This window comes from Sandarakinorhabdus limnophila DSM 17366 (genome assembly GCF_000420765.1).
Taxonomy (GTDB): Bacteria; Pseudomonadota; Alphaproteobacteria; order Sphingomonadales; family Sphingomonadaceae; genus Sandarakinorhabdus; species Sandarakinorhabdus limnophila.
This window is the reverse complement of the sequence record NZ_ATVO01000004.1, coordinates 90001-106727: the sequence shown is the minus strand read 5'-3', so window position 1 is coordinate 106727 and position 16727 is coordinate 90001. Positions and strand designations below refer to the sequence as shown.

The 16727-nt window shown below is 62.4% G+C and carries 14 protein-coding genes, 2 tRNA genes and 2 rRNA genes (1 of these 18 running past the window's edge); 15 read left to right on the top strand and 3 right to left on the bottom strand.

The annotated features are described in order from the left end of the window. Positions 1–376: 376 nt before the first annotated feature. From G566_RS13420 to G566_RS13405, 5 genes are all read left to right on the top strand, one after another. Positions 377–2968, top strand: coding sequence for a helicase-related protein (locus G566_RS13420; RefSeq protein ID WP_022679333.1), 2592 nt, complete (start codon positions 377–379; stop codon positions 2966–2968). 3 nt (positions 2969–2971) lie between these two features. Further along, positions 2972–3316, top strand: coding sequence for a S4 domain-containing protein (locus tag G566_RS14990; protein ID WP_336433246.1), 345 nt, complete (start codon positions 2972–2974; stop codon positions 3314–3316). Positions 3317–3379: 63 nt separating this feature from the next. Further along, positions 3380–3718, top strand: a complete 339-nt coding sequence (gene fdxA / locus G566_RS0103715; RefSeq protein WP_022679331.1) for a ferredoxin FdxA — start codon at positions 3380–3382, stop codon at positions 3716–3718. 340 nt (positions 3719–4058) lie between these two features. Continuing rightward, the gene (locus G566_RS0103710; protein WP_022679330.1) at positions 4059–4562 is read left to right on the top strand and encodes a CarD family transcriptional regulator; all 504 of its coding nucleotides are present in this window, start codon (positions 4059–4061) and stop codon (positions 4560–4562) included. 139 nt (positions 4563–4701) lie between these two features. Then, on the top strand, positions 4702–5382 hold the full coding sequence (locus G566_RS13405; protein WP_051135926.1) for a head GIN domain-containing protein: 681 nt from the start codon (positions 4702–4704) through the stop codon (positions 5380–5382). 6 nt (positions 5383–5388) lie between these two features. Here the strand turns inward: G566_RS13405 and G566_RS0103700 are convergent, their stop codons facing one another. Next, positions 5389–5967 carry a nitroreductase family protein gene (locus G566_RS0103700; RefSeq protein WP_029131221.1) on the bottom strand — a complete coding sequence of 193 codons (579 nt, stop codon included), beginning with the start codon at positions 5965–5967 and terminating at the stop codon, positions 5389–5391. A 187-nt stretch (positions 5968–6154) separates the two neighbouring features. Next, positions 6155–7393, bottom strand: a complete 1239-nt coding sequence (locus G566_RS0103695; protein WP_022679329.1) for a metal-dependent hydrolase family protein — start codon at positions 7391–7393, stop codon at positions 6155–6157. A 119-nt stretch (positions 7394–7512) separates the two neighbouring features. Between G566_RS0103695 and G566_RS0103690 the strand changes: the two genes are divergently transcribed. The 5 genes from G566_RS0103690 (at position 7513) to G566_RS13400 (ending at position 12398) form a co-directional block, all read left to right on the top strand. Continuing rightward, on the top strand, positions 7513–9273 hold the full coding sequence (locus G566_RS0103690; RefSeq protein ID WP_022679328.1) for a peptide MFS transporter: 1761 nt from the start codon (positions 7513–7515) through the stop codon (positions 9271–9273). A gap of 70 nt (positions 9274–9343) precedes the next feature. Beyond that, positions 9344–9751 carry a hypothetical protein gene (locus G566_RS15890; RefSeq protein ID WP_207789906.1) on the top strand — a complete coding sequence of 136 codons (408 nt, stop codon included), beginning with the start codon at positions 9344–9346 and terminating at the stop codon, positions 9749–9751. A 34-nt stretch (positions 9752–9785) separates the two neighbouring features. Continuing rightward, positions 9786–10469 carry an NnrU family protein gene (locus G566_RS0103680; RefSeq protein ID WP_156874414.1) on the top strand — a complete coding sequence of 228 codons (684 nt, stop codon included), beginning with the start codon at positions 9786–9788 and terminating at the stop codon, positions 10467–10469. Next, on the top strand, positions 10466–11269 hold the full coding sequence (locus G566_RS0103675; protein ID WP_022679325.1) for an SDR family NAD(P)-dependent oxidoreductase: 804 nt from the start codon (positions 10466–10468) through the stop codon (positions 11267–11269). The genes G566_RS0103680 and G566_RS0103675 overlap by 4 nt, the downstream gene beginning before the upstream one ends. Before the next feature lie 28 nt (positions 11270–11297). After that, the gene (locus G566_RS13400) at positions 11298–12398 is read left to right on the top strand and encodes a DUF4167 domain-containing protein (RefSeq protein ID WP_084706742.1); all 1101 of its coding nucleotides are present in this window, start codon (positions 11298–11300) and stop codon (positions 12396–12398) included. Positions 12399–12407: 9 nt separating this feature from the next. Here the strand turns inward: G566_RS13400 and G566_RS0103665 are convergent, their stop codons facing one another. Next, entirely contained in the window at positions 12408–12686 is a 279-nt protein-coding gene (locus G566_RS0103665; RefSeq protein ID WP_022679323.1) for a hypothetical protein, read from the bottom strand. Between the two features lie 80 nt (positions 12687–12766). On the opposite strand from G566_RS0103665, the gene G566_RS0103660 reads away from it, so the two are divergent. From G566_RS0103660 to G566_RS0103640, 5 genes are all read left to right on the top strand, one after another. Then, positions 12767–13186 (top strand): CBS domain-containing protein, encoded by a 420-nt coding sequence (locus G566_RS0103660; protein WP_022679322.1) that lies wholly within the window; start codon positions 12767–12769, stop codon positions 13184–13186. A gap of 793 nt (positions 13187–13979) precedes the next feature. After that, positions 13980–15466, top strand: a 16S ribosomal RNA gene (locus tag G566_RS0103655). A 157-nt stretch (positions 15467–15623) separates the two neighbouring features. Further along, positions 15624–15699: transfer RNA gene (locus G566_RS0103650), tRNA-Ile, on the top strand. Positions 15700–15730: 31 nt separating this feature from the next. Next, positions 15731–15806: transfer RNA gene (locus G566_RS0103645), tRNA-Ala, on the top strand. A gap of 236 nt (positions 15807–16042) precedes the next feature. Beyond that, a 23S ribosomal RNA gene (locus tag G566_RS0103640) occupies positions 16043–16727 on the top strand (it continues 2104 nt past the right edge of the window). Together the 16S and 23S rRNA genes with 2 tRNA genes alongside form the textbook arrangement of a ribosomal RNA operon.

Here is a 16727-nt window from a genome sequence, read left to right as displayed (position 1 = left end):
CCCGGTTGATACAAGCCCGATCCTCCAGTGCCGACGGCCAATCCGTCTTTACGAACGGTTAACTATCTACTCTTGCCGGATAAATTCGTTTCCGGCGTGTCTGTGGTTGATTTGCCTCTCGCGAGTCGCCGTGTCAATCCGACAACAATCTGGGGACAAGTCAACTGGGACGAGCCGCCGTCATTATACGGTCACTTGCGCCGCCGATTCACTCGTGTCACCTTCATGTCCATGCACAACCGCGCAGGCTGTACATGATGGGGTGGCCGCAGCGTCACCGGCAACGGGTGGGCCCACCGGGCCCAGATCCTGATTGTTCCGGGTCCGATTGCCACAGGCCCTTGCCGCTGCGCCTGCCGCGCTCCAGATCTGACGGGTGAACCGGTTCATCGCCTCGCCCGCCAGCAATGGCAACAGCCGGATCACGGCCGTGCTGGGCCCCACCAACACCGGCAAGACACACCTCGCGGTCGAACGCCTGTGCGGCCACACCAGCGGCATGATCGGATTTCCGCTGCGGCTGCTGGCCCGCGAAGTCTATGAAAAAGTGGTGGCGGCCAAAGGCGCTGCCTCAGTCGCGCTGATCACCGGTGAGGAAAAGATTGTGCCGCCGGGCGCGCGTTGGTTCCTGTGCACGGTCGAATCGATGCCGCTGGATCGGGAAGTCGCCTTCATGGCGATCGACGAAGGCCAGATGGGTGCCGATCCCGAACGCGGCCATGTGTTCACCGATCGGCTGCTCAGGGCGCGTGGTTATGCCGAAACCATGATCCTGGGATCGGAAACGCTGCGGCCGCTCATCCGCAAGCTGATCCCGGAGGCCGAGATCATCACCCGGCCGCGCTTTTCCACGCTGGCCTATGCCGGGCCGAAGAAGCTGTCCCGCCTGCCGCGCCGTACCGCCATCGTCGCGTTCACCGCCGCCGAAGTCTATGCCATTGCCGAAATGCTGCGCCGGCAAAAGGGTGGCGCTGCGGTGGTGATGGGCTCGCTGAGCCCACGCACCCGCAACGCGCAGGTGGCCATGTACCAGTCCGGCGAGGTCGATTATCTCGTTGCCACCGATGCCATTGGCATGGGGCTCAACATGGACATCACTCATGTCGCCTTTGCGGCGCTGGGCAAGTTTGACGGCAAGCGCCAGCGTCGGCTGACCCTTTCGGAAATGGCGCAGATCGCTGGCCGCGCCGGTCGTCACCAACGCGATGGCACGTTTGGCACGGTGCAACTGGGCAGCGAGGCCAATTGCAGTTTCACGCCGGAGGAGATCGAAGGGCTGGAGGAGCACCGCTTCGAGCCGCTGACCCATCTTGTCTGGCGCAACACCGATCTTGATTTTTCCAGCCTGCCCAAGCTGGTGGCGACAATGGACGCCCGTACGCCGCGTCCCGAGTTGGTACGATCGGATGATGCCATCGATCTGGGCGTGCTCAAGCGCCTGGCTGGCGAGCCTTGGGTGATGGAGCGTGCCAGCAGCCGAACGCTGGGTGAACGCGGTCTGTTCCGCCTGTGGCAGGCGTGCAGCCTGCCCGATTATCGCAAGACCGGGGTGGAAGCGCACACGCGGCTGGTGGGGCGTGTGTTTCGCCATCTCACCGAAGGCCGCGGCCATCTGCCCGATGCCTGGATTGCGGCGGAAATCGCCCATCTCGATCGTATGACGGGTGATGTGGAAGCGATTGCCGATCGCATCGCGGCGGCGCGGACATGGACATATATCGCGCACCGGCCCGATTGGCTCGACAATCCCGCGCATTGGGCAGAACGCACCCGTGCCCTTGAAGATCGCCTGTCTGACGCGCTGCACGGCGCGCTAACCCAGCGCTTTGTCGATCGCCGCACCGCCGTGTTGCTCAAGGATCTGAAGGCGCGCGGGGTATCAGCCCACGTTCTGATCGAAGCCGATGGCGGCGTAGCGGTGGATGGCGAAGTGATCGGCCGCCTCGATGGTTTCCGCTTCACCGCGGATGCGGCAGCCCGCGCCGGCGAACAACGGCTGCTGTTGGCGGCGGCCGAGCGCCATTTGTCGCGCGAACTGGGCGCCCGCGCCAAGCGCTTGGCCGAAGCGGGTGACGCGGATTTCACGCTTGATTTCGATGGCAGCCTGCCGCCGCGCCTGTTGTGGCAGGGCGCGCGGGTGGCGGTGTTGCGCAAGGGCCGCGATGCGCTGACCCCGCGCGTGGAGCTTGATCGCGCCGTTTCAGCGCTCGGCCCGGATGATCGTCGTCGGGTGCAGGAGCGGCTGGAGCGTTTTGTGGGTGAAGCCATCGCCCATGTCGCGGCGCCGCTGGCTAAGGTGCAGGCGCTTCGCGCCGAGGTTTCCGCGCCGGCGCGCGGCCTGATCGTGCAACTGGTGGAAGGTTTGGGCGTACTGGCCCGCGAGCATGTCGCCGAACAATTGGTGGGCGTGACCCGCACCGACCGGCAGGCGCTCAGCCGCTGCGGCGTCCGCATGGGCCCGCTGCATCTGTTTGTGCCAGCGCTGCTGCGCCCGGAGCCGACGCGCTGGCGGCTTGCCCTGTGGGCCGTGGCCAGCGAACTGACCAGCCTGCCACCGCTGCCGGCACCCGGCCGGGTTTCGCTGTCGGGCGCGGCCGTGGAAGCGCCGGCCAATGTGCTGCTGGTCGCCGGCTTCTGGCGGCTGGGCCAGGGCAAGGACGCGATTGCGGTGCGCATCGACATGGTCGATCGCCTGTCGCGCCATATCCACGAGCGTCGCGATGGTCGCGCCCCGTTCATGCCAGATCCCAATTGGGCCTCCACGCTTGGCCTTTCGCAGGATGGGTTGGCGCGGCTGCTGCGGGCATTGGGCTATCGCCCGCGCCTCGTTGATGGCGCGCCGCATTTCGCCTGGGCCGGGCCACGTCCCGCCATCCGCCGGTCAGCGCCTGCGGACGAAGTTGTTCCCCCGGCCAGAGGGAACGAGGCTTCGCCCTTTGCCAGTCTGGCCGCGATGATGAGGAGGTAGCATTTGGTCTACGGAGCAGGGTTGAGGCTGGACAAGTTCCTCTGGTTTGCGCGCCTGGCGCCATCCCGATCCCACGCTCAGGACCTGTGTGAAAGCCGACGATTGCGTATCGATGGCCGCGTGGTGGATCGTGCAGCGACATTGGTCAGGGCCGGAGCGGTGCTCAGCTGGCCACGCGGTGATGATGTGGTCGTGGTGCGCGTGGAAGGCCTGCCGGATCACCGCGGCCCCTATGCCGAAGCCCGCGATTTCTACACCGATCTCACCCCCGGCAGAGCGGCGATCAACGCTGATGCGACCCTGTCTTCGCAAGATGCCCTCTTGCCAGAAGCCTTCGCCCTCGCCTAAGGCGCGAACGGATAACAGGGGTAACCAGCCTTTGGCGGCTGCTGCTGCCTTGAGGGGAGATTTATGGCCTACGTCGTCACTGAAGCGTGCATCAAGTGCAAGTATATGGATTGCGTCGAAGTGTGTCCGGTGGACTGCTTCTACGAAGGCGAGACCATGGTGGTGATCAACCCCAACGAATGCATTGATTGCGGCGTGTGCGAACCGGAATGCCCGGCCGAAGCCATTCTGCCCGATACCGAAGGCGGCCTGGAAAAGTGGATGGAGATCAACGCCACCTACGCCGCCCAGTGGCCGAACATCACCATGAAGGGTGAGACCCCGGATGATGCCGATTCGCACAAGGGCGAAGACGGCAAGTTCGACAAATATTTCACGCCAACGCCCGGCAAGGGCTCGTAATCGCCCGCAAAACTGGTCCACTTTCGGCCTGAAAATGGCCGGGAGTGAGACTTTTTGACCCAAAACTGCCAATTTCGGCGGCGAGGGCCGCCATTGTCATGGCAATTGTGACAAGTTTCTGATATGACCTATTCTGTGGTCGGCGGTGATGTGCCTCCGGCCGGGTTCGCCGGTTCCGTCGCCAACTTCGCCAACCTGCCAGGCGGGCAACGGGCCAGGGTCATGCAAGACAGGCAGGCAGTCACGTCAACGGGTCGTCAGCAGTACCCCGGCAGCGCCGCGCGCCCGCCGGCACAGCGCGATTGATCCTGGCGGCCTGATAAAGAAGGATACTGGATCTATGGCAATTGCCAAACCGCTCGGTTTCGAAGTCGGTGATTATGTCGTGTACCCCAAGCATGGCGTGGGGCGCGTGGTGGAAATCCAGAGCCAGCATATCGCCGGTGCGTCGCTTGATCTGTTCGTGCTGCGTTTCGAAAAAGAGCGGATGACGCTGCGCGTTCCGACCAACAAGGCGGAAGGCATTGGCATGCGCAAGCTGTCGAGCCAGGCCACCATGAACGAAGCGCTGACCACCCTGAAGGGCAAGCCGCGCATCAAGCGCACCATGTGGTCGCGCCGCGCCCAGGAATATGAAGCCAAGATCAATTCGGGCGATCTGGTGAGCATCGCCGAAGTGGTGCGCGATCTGCATCGCGCCGAAGACCAGCCGGAACAGAGCTATTCCGAACGGCAGATCTATGACGCCGCCATTGGCCGCCTCGCCCGTGAACTGGCCGCGATGGAGAACATCGACGAGCCGGCTGCTCAGCAGAAGATCGAACAAGTGCTGAAAGCGGCGTGAGCCGCTTCGACGAAGCCAACACGGCTTCGCGATGACACAGGCGCCGCTTCCCACCCAGGGACCGGCGCCTGTTTCGTAATGGACTTGCAGCTGTCCAGCCTTTGTGTATTAATACAGCAATACACAAGGAGCTTCTGCCATGATCCGCCCTGCCCTGTTGCTGCTCACCGCTGCCATTGCCGCCGCTCCAGCCAACGCTGCGGAACGCCGGTTCGATGCGTCAGGCTTTGATAAGGTGGCCGTCGGCGGCAGCGACAACGTCTCGGTTCGTCAGGGCAATGGCTATTCGGTTATCGCCAGCGGCGAAGCGGCCGACCTCGACAAGCTGGAGGTGCGCGTTGAAAAGGGCGTGCTCCATATCGGCCGCAAGAAGGGCAATTGGGGTTGGGGCGGGAAGGACGTGAACGTCGCCGTCACGCTGCCGGCCCTGCATGGTCTGTCGGTGGCGGGCTCTGCCGATGTGCAGGCTGACAAGGGCAGTGGCGAGACCTTCGATATTCGAGTGGAGGGTTCCGGCAATCTGCTGTTGGCCAGCCTTGATACCCGCACCGCTAATGTGGCGATTTCGGGTTCCGGTGATGTGAAGGTCGCCGGTCGCTGTGGTGCGCTCAATGTGAAGATCGCCGGCAGTGGTGATGCTGATCTGGCTGGCCTGGCCTGTTCCAACACCGCGATCAGCATTGCCGGTTCGGGCAATGTCAGTGCGCGCGCCAGCGGTCAGGCCGATGTGCGAATCGCCGGTTCTGGCGATGTGCGCATCACCGGCGGCGCCCGCTGCATCAAGAAAGTCGCCGGCAGCGGCACGGTGCAGTGCAGCTGAGGCGGTTCAGCCGCGCCAGTGGCTGGTAATGGCGGCAAGGTCGGGCCGGGGGCGTTCTTCCAGCGGTTTGCCCTGGCTGCCGATGAAGAAGAAGCCGGCGATGCGTTCCGGGGCGACGCCGCCCAGCAGCGCCAGCACCTGATCGTCAAATGCCGCCCAGCCGGTCAGCCAGTTGGCAACAAAGCCATGGGCGTGCGCGGCCAGCACCAGATTCTGGCAGGCGGCGCCCACGGAAAGCTCCTGCTCCCAGGCCGGGATATGGCTGGGCTTGGGGCTGGCGATCACAACCACGAGGCAGGGCGCCTGGGTGGCGAACTGAGTGACCGCCTCACGCTCCAGCCGACCGGCGTCTGGCTTGCCCGCCAGATAGATGGCCATCAGCGCGTCTGCAAAGGCGGCGCGATTGTCGATCACCACGAAGCGCCACGGGTTCAGCTTGCCATGATCCGGCACGCGCGCCGCAGCGGCCAATATGGCCTGCAACTGGCTGGCATCGGGACCGGGCGCCACCATTTCGCGTGCCTTGCCGGAACGGCGGCTGGCGAGCAGGGCGGTGGTGCTGGTGGTGTCGTTGAAACTGTCCATGGCCGGCGGCTGTAATGGCGCTGGCGGCTTTTGCCAAATCGCCGTGCCACTGCGCGCCTGTAGGTTACAAAGGTTACAGTTTCTCTTCGTGCGCGCGAGGCTGTTCGGGACTGCAGATTGAGACAGAGCGGCGGGTGAACCCGGGCCGGATGATAAGCGGAATCGCCCCCTGTAGGACAGCCGCCCTCTAGTCGGCCCGTACCACTGCCCCGCCCTTCATCACGAATCGCACCCGGGAGACGGCCGCCAGATCGGCGAGCGGATCGCCGGGCACTGCCACCAGATCGGCCAGCAGGCCGGGCGCGATGCGGCCGCGGTCGGTGAGCCCGAAATAGCGGGCGTTGCCGGCCGTGGCGGCGGTGAGCACAGCGGCGTTGGGCATCCCCGCCTTGGCCATCAGCAGCATTTCGCGGGCATTGGTGCCATGTTCATACACGCCGACATCGCCGCCCATGCAGATCGGCACGCCGGCCTTCATCGCCAACTGGAAGGCGGTACGGTCCTGTTGCACATCGGCCGGTGCCGGTTCCTGGCCGTTCCAGCCGCGATAGCGGGCGATGGCATCGCCGGCGGCGAGCGTCGGGCACAGCGCAGTCTTGTTCTTCGCCATCAGTGCGAAGGTGGAAGCGTCGCCTTCGCTGCCATGTTCGATCACCTCCACCCCGGCGGCAGAGGCGCGGCGCATGGCTTCGGCGGTGTTGGCGTGCACTGCAACCTGCCGCCCGGCATCATGGGCGGCGGCCACGGCAGCAGTGATTTCACCTTGCGAATAGGTGGGCCGGCTGCCTTCGCCGGGGTGCCAGCGATAATCGCCATAGAGCTTCACCACGTCGGCCCCGGCGCCGATCTGGCGGCGCACGGCGCTGACAAGATTGGGGCCATCGGCTTCCTCCGCGCCCTGCGGCACCGCCCAGGCGTCGTTCTTGGGTGCATAGCTTCCGGGCGCGACCAGCGCGCGAGTGGCGATGATCATGCGGGGGCCGGGAACATGGCCTTCATTGATGGCGCGTTTCAGCCCGACATCGGCATTGCCGGCGCCTTCGGTGCCGAGATCACGCACGGTGGTGAAGCCCGCCATCAGCGTTGCCTTGGCATGCACCACGGCGCGGGCAACTCGATAGGCCTCGCTTTCCTTCAGCACCTGATCGTCCCACGGCACCTTGTCATAGGGGTGCAGCAGCAGATGGCTGTGGCCTTCGATGAAGCCGGGCAGCAAGGTCTGGCCGGGCAGGGCGATGCGCTGGGCATCGGCTGGGGCGGCAAGATTCGGCCCCACCGCCACGATGCGCCCATCATCGACCAGCACCTGCCAGCCCGCGTGCATCGCCTCCCCATCCCACACCCGATCGGCCGTTATCAGCATGGGCGCGGCCACGGCAGGCAGTGGCAGCAGGGCGAGGAGGGCGGGGAGCAGGTGACGGATCATGGCCCGAACAGACTCCTGCGGGCGGCCAAGGTCAAGTCGGCTTGGCGGAACCGTTGCTGCCCGCTATCACCGGTGCCGGAAATGGCGCGCCTGGGTCTGGCGTGCGTGGGAGAGACATTTTGAGCGAGAACGCGAGCGCGGCGGCGGCAGATACCCGCCCGCAATGGTTCGGCCACCCGGCGCAGCTGGCGCGGCTGTTCACCACCGAAGCCATGGAGCGGTTCGGTTATTACGGCATGCGGGCGTTGCTGACGCTCTATCTCGCCAACCATTTCCTGTTTTCCGACAGCACGACCACCAGCCTCTATGGTGGCTTCACCGCGCTGGTCTATCTCACCCCGCTGGTCGGCGGCTTGCTGGCCGATAATTATCTGGGATCGAAGAAAGCCGTGAAGTTCGGCGCCATATTGATGGCCCTGGGCTATTTCACGCTCTGTTTCGGTGGTGAGGCGGCCAAGCCCTGGGCCAAATTCGATGGCCAGCAATATGCGGTCAGCGTCGAAACCAAGGGCAATGACAAGGCGCAGTTCGTCACGCTCGACGGCCAGAAACTGCAGATCAAGGGCAATGAGGATGGCAGCGTCTCGCTGCTTGGTGCCGACGGTACCGAAGCCCGCCATATCGACAAGGGCGGTTTCGAAGCCGGCGGGGAGCGCGATGTGCTGTTCGTCACCATCATGCTGATCGGCCTGTCGGCGGTCACCATCGGCAATGGCTTCTTCAAGCCCAATATCTCCACCATGGTTGGCAGCCTCTATGCCAAGGGCGACAGCCGGCGGGACGCGGGCTTCACCATCTTCTACATGGGCATCAACCTCGGCTCGCTGGGCAGCCAGTTGGCCTGTCCGTTTCTGGCCGATGCCTATGGCTGGTGGGCAGGCTTCCTGCTGGCGGCGCTGGGCATGGCGCTCAGCTGGTATTTGATCCAGTTCGCCGGGCCGAAGCTGGAAGGCTATGGCGAGCCGCCGGTCGGCGCACCCAACCGCGACATTCCGATCTATCTGGGCGCCATCGCCTTCGTGCCCTTGGTGTGGTTCCTGTTCACCAACCTGATGGCGGCGCCACCGCCGGTGGAAGGCGCAGGCTTCATGGGCTATCTGATGGGCTTGCCGATCCTGGGAAAGGTGCTGTTTGCCACCTTCCTGGCCTGCGTGGTGCTGATCCCGATCTGGTCGATCGTCTATGGCAACCGCGCTGAATGGCAGATGATGCTGGCAGCCATCATCCTGATCGTGTTCAACGTCGTGTTCTGGACGCTGTTCGAACAGGCTGGTTCCAGCCTGACGCTGTTTGCGGCGCGCAACACCGATCTGTCGATCTTTGGCCTGTTTGAAATCTCGCCGGGGCAGACGCAGTTCTTCAACGCCATCTTCATCGTCATGCTGGCGCCGCTGTTCAGCCTGTTGTGGCAGGCGCTGGGCCGGCGCGGGCTGGAACCGGGCATTCCGGTGAAGTTCGGCATGGCGCTGGCCGGCGTTGGCGGTGGTTTCCTGTTCCTGGTGTGGGGCACGCAGTTTGCCGGCGATGATTTCAAGGTGGGTATCTGGTGGCTGGCTGGCCTCTATCTCATCCACTCCATGGCCGAACTGATGATCTCGCCGGTCGGCCTGTCGATGGTGACCAAGCTTTCCATCGCGCGCATCGTCGGCCTGATGATGGGCCTGTGGTTCGTCTCCATCGCCTGCGCGCAATATGTGGGCGGCCTGGTGGCGCAGGTAGCCAGCGTTGAGACAGTGGGCGGGCAGGTGACCAATCTCAAGGTCAGCCTCGATACTTATGCCGGGGTGTTCGAAACCATGGGCTTCGCTTCGGCGGCGATTGGCGGCGTGCTGCTGCTGATCTCGCCCTTGCTCAAGCGCCTGATGCACGGCGTGAAATAGTGGCGGTAGGGTAATTTGCGCTTGCGTGCTTGTTGGCCCAACGTGGGGCCACCAGGGGAGTTGATTGAACATGCGGGCTATTTTGTTGTTGGGCATCGCCGGTGTGGTGCTGGCCTCTGTCGCCGTCGCAAAGGACAAGCCGAAAGACGTACCCGCCTCACCGCCCGACATGGTGCGCGTGGGCAAGGACCCCTGGCCAAGCCAGTGCCGGCCTTATGCCGGCCAGGTGACGGTGATCCGCGGGGCCACCATCTATGACGGCGCCGGGCGCCGCATCGACAATGGCATGATAAGGCTGGAAGTGGGCAAGCGGGCCGATATCGTGCTGTGGGATGGAGATCCGCTGGAACTGATGAGCTCCCCAGTTGCCGTATGGATTGATGTAGCGGCCCAGCCGATGACCAGCCGGCAGACCTTATTGGCGCAGCGTTACAAAGCGCTTGGCCGCACTGATTTGCCGTTGCAATATCCGCAATGAATTGGCGAATTGCCGGCCGGAAGAGGGGTATCGCGTGTCTGATCTGATGCTGCTGGCGCTGCTGGTGGGCCTGTTCGTGGTCAGCCATGAATTGCTGTCGCATCCCCTGCGTGGCCCGCTGGTGGCGCGGCTTGGGGAGAAGGGCTTCGCCGTCGTCTATTCGCTGGTGGCGCTGGCCAGTTTTGGCAGCGCCGTGCAGTTGTGGCGCGAGACGCCCAAGGAACGGCTGTGGGATACGCCGGCAGGCGCTTACATCCCGGCGCTGGCGGCGATGCTGGTGGCTTGCATTTTCTTCGTGGGATCGGTGAGCGCGCCCAACCCGGCGATGATGCCGGGCGTGAAGGGGGAACCCAAGGGCCTGCAGCGCATCACTCGCCACCCGATGATGTGGAGTATGGCGATCTGGGCCGGCGTGCACATCATGATGACCGCTGATCCGCGCACCATCGTGCTGGCCAGCGGTGTGGCCGTACTGGCGTTGTTCGGCACGGCCATGCAGGACGGCAAGAAGAAGGCGCAGAACCCCGCCTATGCCGCTCACATGGCGCGCACCTCGCATTTTCCGTTTCTGGCCATCGTGGCCGGCCGCCAACCACGGAACGCGATCTGGCCCGGCCTGGTGCCGGTGCTAGGCGGGCTGCTGTTGTGGTTCTTGATCTTGTGGGCCCACCCGATGTTGATCGGCGTGCCGGCCGCCGGCTGGAGTTATTTCCAATGAGCGATGTTGCAGGCAAGGCCATCTGGATCACCGGGGCTTCGGCCGGGATCGGCAAGGGGCTGGCGCTGGCGCTGGCGGCAAAGGGCGCGCGGCTGGTGCTGTCGGGCCGCAACCAGGCAGCGCTGGAAGAAGTTGCCGCCCAATGCCCCGGCAGCATTGTTGAAACATTTGAGGTGACCGACCTTGATTTGCTGCCGGCCATTGCCGCGCGGGTGGCGGCGGTGACCGGCGGTGTCGATTGGCTGGTGAACAATGCCGGAATATCGCAGCGCAGCCTGGCGCTCGATACCGAATTCCCGGTTTACCGCACTCTGATGGAGGTGGATTTCTTCGCGCCGCTGCGGCTGACGCAGCTGGTGCTGCCGGCCATGGTTGCGCGCGGGTCGGGGCGAATCATCAACAACGCTTCGGTCGCGGGTAAGGTCGGCTCGCCGCTGCGCACCGGTTATTGCGCCGCCAAACATGCGTTGGTCGGCTGGTCCGACGCGCTGAGGGCCGAGATCGCCCAATATGGTGTGCAGGTGCACGTGCTCACCCCCGGCTTTGTCGCCACCGGCATCGGCAAGAACGCCTTGCGCGGTGACGGCAGCCAGAAAGGTGATGGCGAGGATCCGGTTGATGCCGGCATTTCCATCCACGAAGCCGCCGAGCAGATCATCGCCGGGATCACGGGCAATGTGCCCGAAATCCCGGTTGGGCGGGAAGGCGCAGCCGAAATGCAGTTGCTCGGCCTGAAGCGGCAGGACCCTGAAGCCTGCTTCCAGTTGATGGCTGGCATGGCGCCCAAGGTGGCACGCTGAGGGGCCTGCGTCGTTTTTCCCTTGGCGGATGGGATTTGCCCGGCTAAGGCGCATTCAGGTAGCCGCAGCAGGAAAGCAGCGGGCTGCCTCTCGCGCAGCATCAGCCGGTACGCCAGCAAAGGGCAAGTCCGGTCGCGGATGGGCCTGTTGGCCCCCGGCGTCCGAACCGCGCGAAGGGCATGATTACACCCAACAGCCGCCGCGATATGGCCAGTCAACGGGGACAACGATCTTGATCAGGAACAACCAGCGGCGGCGGCGTGGAGGCGGCAACACAGGTCCGCGCCCGCAACAAATGGCTGGCGGCAACAATTATGGTGCCCGGCTTGATAACCGCCAGCGCGGCAATGCCACCCAGCTTCTGGAAAAATATCGTGCCCTGGCGCGTGATGCGCAACAGGCCGGCGATCGGGTGACGGCAGAATATTATCTGCAATATGCCGAACATTATTTCCGCATTTTGGGCGATCATCGTGATCGCCAGCCCGAAGGCCGTAACGGCCGCGACGCCTACGATGATGACGGCGTGGACGGCGACAGCGGCAATGCCGAGAGCGACGACGATCGTGGTGATGACGGCGATCAACGCCGTGATGAGCGCGCCCGCGACGACCGGCCCCGTGATGATCGCCCCCGCGATGACCGTGAGCGTGGTCGCCGGGATGATCGCAACCGTGATGGCCGCACCCGTGACGACCGGCCCCGCGATGATCGTCCGCGTGACGAACGTCCCCGTGATGATCGCCCTCGCGATGACCGTCCCCGTGACGAACGTCCGCGTGAAGATCGGCCCCGTGAAGATCGGCCCCGTGAAGATCGTGGCGCCGACGGCAACCGCCGTGATTGGCAGCGTGATCGGCGTGATCGCCGGCCGGAACGCTCAGAGCAGCCGCGGGATCAGGATTCGACTGATGCACCGGCGGTCGATGACCGCGAATCGTTTCTGCAGGCGCTGCCACCCCCCGTCTCGCGCGGCGAGGGCCGTCGCCTGAGCGTGCGTCGCGATGCGGAGGAAGCCCCGGCAGCTCCGGTTCCAGCCGAATCCGTCGCCGCCGAAGCTGCTCCGACTGAAAAGCCCGTGCGCCGACGCACCCGCAAGCCGGCAGCGGAAACCGAATCGGCTGATTGACGCCCGCCCCTAGTCGCCCCGGCCCACGCTGTCGTCGTGGCCGGAGCGATTGGAGACGAACACCAGGCCCATCAGCGCGCCTGACAGCAACACTGTGCCGCCTACGCCGCCCGCCACCGCCAGCCACAATTCCCATCGCTGTGGCGAACCTGTGACCTGCAGCCAGCCCAGCGCGGCCAGCACGGCCAGCAGCGCACACAGTGCCACGATGCGGATCAGGCGCCAGAACGGCACCCAGTCAGCGCTGGTAGCAGCCGAATCGGAAGGGTTGAGGCCTGGGCCATTCATTGTATTTTGCCTTCCGGTGATGATGGGCGCATGATTGCCAACCGCGGCGCCAATGCGGCGCCCTTATTGTGAGGCGAACCATGCTCGGTTCATTTCTCGTCGGCAAGAAGCCGCTTGTCACAGTCGGCCGCGATTTGCCGATCACCCACATTGTTGCCCTGCTTCATGAACATCGCATCGGCGCTGTGCTGGTGATGGACGGTGATGTCATCGCCGGCCTGTTGAGCGAGCGTGACATCTGCCGCGGCATGCACCTGCACGGGAAGGGCGTGCACGATGCCACCGCCGCTGATCTCATGACGGCGCCGGTGATCACCGCCGACGCACGCACGAGCGTGTCTGATGCAATGGCGATCATGACCGAAGGCCGATTCCGCCATCTGCCCGTGCTGGAGGGCGACCGGCTTCTGGGTCTCGTTTCGATCGGTGACCTGGTGAAACGCCGGATCGAGGACGCCGAGGCTGAAGCCGAATCGTTGAAGCACTATATCACCAGCTGATGCGGGCACGTCTGATCGACTGATTCGGCGGAATACCCGATTCTGTACAAGGCCTAGAGCTGCCATGCGGCGACTGTGGAGGCGATTCTGCCGGATCCGGACATTGGGGTGGACTGATTCTGCCGGGCTTGCCCTGATGTGATGGCGGCAGTCCCCACAGGCGCCCTGTGGAGAAGGTTCGCTTCTTCCAAGGAAGAGACAGAAAACTACACGATCTCGCAAAAAGCGCTTGCAAGGCCGGTGGGTCGCCCATAGAGGAGCGCTCCCGGCCAACGGGGACGCCGCTTCCGAGTGACGCTCCCCAGGCAGCCAAGACAACAGCGACGGTCAACTTGACCCACCCTTAAAGTGGGCAAACAATCGTTGCGGTGCCGGGGATTTCAAGCTTCCGAAGTAATTCGGAAGCGTCGGAAAAAAAGTTGTTGACGGAGACTTTCGAGCGGACCATAAGCCGCCTCCGTCGCCGACGACGAACCCACCGCCCCGGTCCTCTGGATCAGAGCAAAGCGTTTGCCGCCGACCTCGAAATTGACACCGGTCAGGAACTTGGTTCGCCAGGGGAATGTTCGGTGTCGCTCTTTCTCATCGTAGGTTAAAATGAAGGGACATGTGGGCGGCGGTCCACGGTTCGGGATTTCAGGTTCCGAGTGCCGTGGTTAAACCGAAGCTTATATGTCTCAATACCACATAGCACACCGGCTTTTTGCCGGTTACGTTAGTGATCTTGTGAACAGAATAAGCTCCTGAACAACAGTCAGTTGCCAACGGTTTTCCCCGTAGCAGCTGGTTGCATGAACTTGAGAGTTTGATCCTGGCTCAGAACGAACGCTGGCGGCATGCCTAACACATGCAAGTCGAACGAACCCTTCGGGGTTAGTGGCGCACGGGTGCGTAACGCGTGGGAATCTGCCCTTAGGTACGGAATAACAGTGAGAAATTACTGCTAATACCGTATGATGTCTTCGGACCAAAGATTTATCGCCTAGGGATGAGCCCGCGTAGGATTAGCTAGTTGGTGAGGTAAAGGCTCACCAAGGCTACGATCCTTAGCTGGTCTGAGAGGATGATCAGCCACACTGGGACTGAGACACGGCCCAGACTCCTACGGGAGGCAGCAGTGGGGAATATTGGACAATGGGCGAAAGCCTGATCCAGCAATGCCGCGTGAGTGAAGAAGGCCTTCGGGTTGTAAAGCTCTTTTACCCGGGAAGATAATGACCGTACCGGGAGAATAAGCCCCGGCTAACTCCGTGCCAGCAGCCGCGGTAATACGGAGGGGGCTAGCGTTGTTCGGAATCACTGGGCGTAAAGCGTGCGTAGGCGGCCATTCAAGTCAGAGGTGAAAGCCCAGGGCTCAACCCTGGAACTGCCTTTGAAACTAGATGGCTGGAACACGGGAGAGGTGAGTGGAATTCCGAGTGTAGAGGTGAAATTCGTAGATATTCGGAAGAACACCAGTGGCGAAGGCGGCTCACTGGACCGTTGTTGACGCTGAGGCACGAAAGCGTGGGGAGCAAACAGGATTAGATACCCTGGTAGTCCACGCCGTAAACGATGATAACTAGCTGTTGGGGCTCTTGGAGCTCCAGTGGCGCAGCTAACGCATTAAGTTATCCGCCTGGGGAGTACGGCCGCAAGGTTAAAACTCAAAGGAATTGACGGGGGCCTGCACAAGCGGTGGAGCATGTGGTTTAATTCGAAGCAACGCGCAGAACCTTACCAGCGTTTGACATGCCTGGACGGTTTCCAGAGATGGATTCCTTCTCGCAAGAGACTAGGACACAGGTGCTGCATGGCTGTCGTCAGCTCGTGTCGTGAGATGTTGGGTTAAGTCCCGCAACGAGCGCAACCCTCGCCTTTAGTTACCATCATTCAGTTGGGGACTCTAAAGGAACCGCCGGTGATAAGCCGGAGGAAGGTGGGGATGACGTCAAGTCCTCATGGCCCTTACACGCTGGGCTACACACGTGCTACAATGGCGGTGACAATGGGCTGCAAACCCGCGAGGGTGAGCTAATCTCAAAAAGCCGTCTCAGTTCGGATTGTTCTCTGCAACTCGAGAGCATGAAGGCGGAATCGCTAGTAATCGCGGATCAGCATGCCGCGGTGAATACGTTCCCAGGCCTTGTACACACCGCCCGTCACACCATGGGAGTTGGATTGACCCGAAGGCAGTGGGCTAACCCGCAAGGGAGGCAGCTGACCACGGTCGGTTCAGTGACTGGGGTGAAGTCGTAACAAGGTAGCCGTAGGGGAACCTGCGGCTGGATCACCTCCTTTCTAAGGATTTGGTTGTACTGCGCCGGGCTTGCCCGGAAGAGCGTCAACCGTTCCAAAGAACATTACCGCCGCCCTCATGTCCCTTCATTCTGGAAAACGCCGAAAGCTGCGGCTCTCGCGCCGTCGCTTTTGGCGATGCGCACCCGAAAGGGTAAGGGGGCCGGTAGCTCAGGGGTTAGAGCACACGCTTGATAAGCGTGGGGTCGAAGGTTCAAATCCTTCTCGGCCCACCATGCGCTTCTCGTTGCGGCTTTTGCTGCATAAGGGGCCTTAGCTCAGTTGGGAGAGCGCTAGCTTTGCAAGCTTGAGGTCATCGGTTCGATCCCGATAGGCTCCACCAACGTTCCAGAATGAGGTAACCAGTTTGCCCGGCAGATCTGCTGTCGCGGTAATTTCTTTGACATTGTGAATGGATTTTTTTGAACGATGCCGTGGGTCGTTCTCATTGGGTATACAAGCCAATGAGATACGTACCTGGTGTCAGGCCTCCCGCCTTGGTGGGTTCTGACGCCGAAACAGTGATCGTTTGATGGCCGCAAGGCCAGCGACAGTGATGTCGTTGGTGGTGCGGGTTTTCAAGCGTGAGGTAAGGGCATTTGGTGGATGCCTTGGCATGCACAGGCGATGAAGGACGTGGCACGCTGCGATAAGCTGTGGTGAGGTGTGAGCAACCTTTGACCCGCAGATTTCCGAATGGGGAAACCCAATCTCTTCATTAAATTTCGTCCGACCTTCGGGTCGTCCGAAGTTTAATGATCAGATTATCCCATACTGAATACATAGGTATGGAGAAGCGAACCCGGGGAACTGAAACATCTCAGTACCCGGAGGAAAGGACATCAACCGAGACTCCGTTAGTAGTGGCGAGCGAACGCGGACCAGGCCAGTGGTCTGATCGAAATCAGCAGAACGACTTGGAAACGTCGGCCAGAGCGGGTGATAGCCCCGTATGCGTCAGTTGAGATCAGATCCTTGAGTAAGGCGGGACACGTGTAATCCTGTCTGAATATGGGGGGACCACCCTCCAAGCCTAAGTACTCGTGCATGACCGATAGCGAACTAGTACCGTGAGGGAAAGGTGAAAAGCACCCCGATGAGGGGAGTGAAACAGTACCTGAAACCGAATGCCTACAATCAGTTGGAGCCTCTTTGAGGGGTGACAGCGTACCTCTTGTATAATGGGTCATCGACTTAGTGTATTTGGCAAGCTTAAGCCGTTAGGCGTAGGCGTAGCGAAAGCGAGTCTGAATAGGGCGTCATA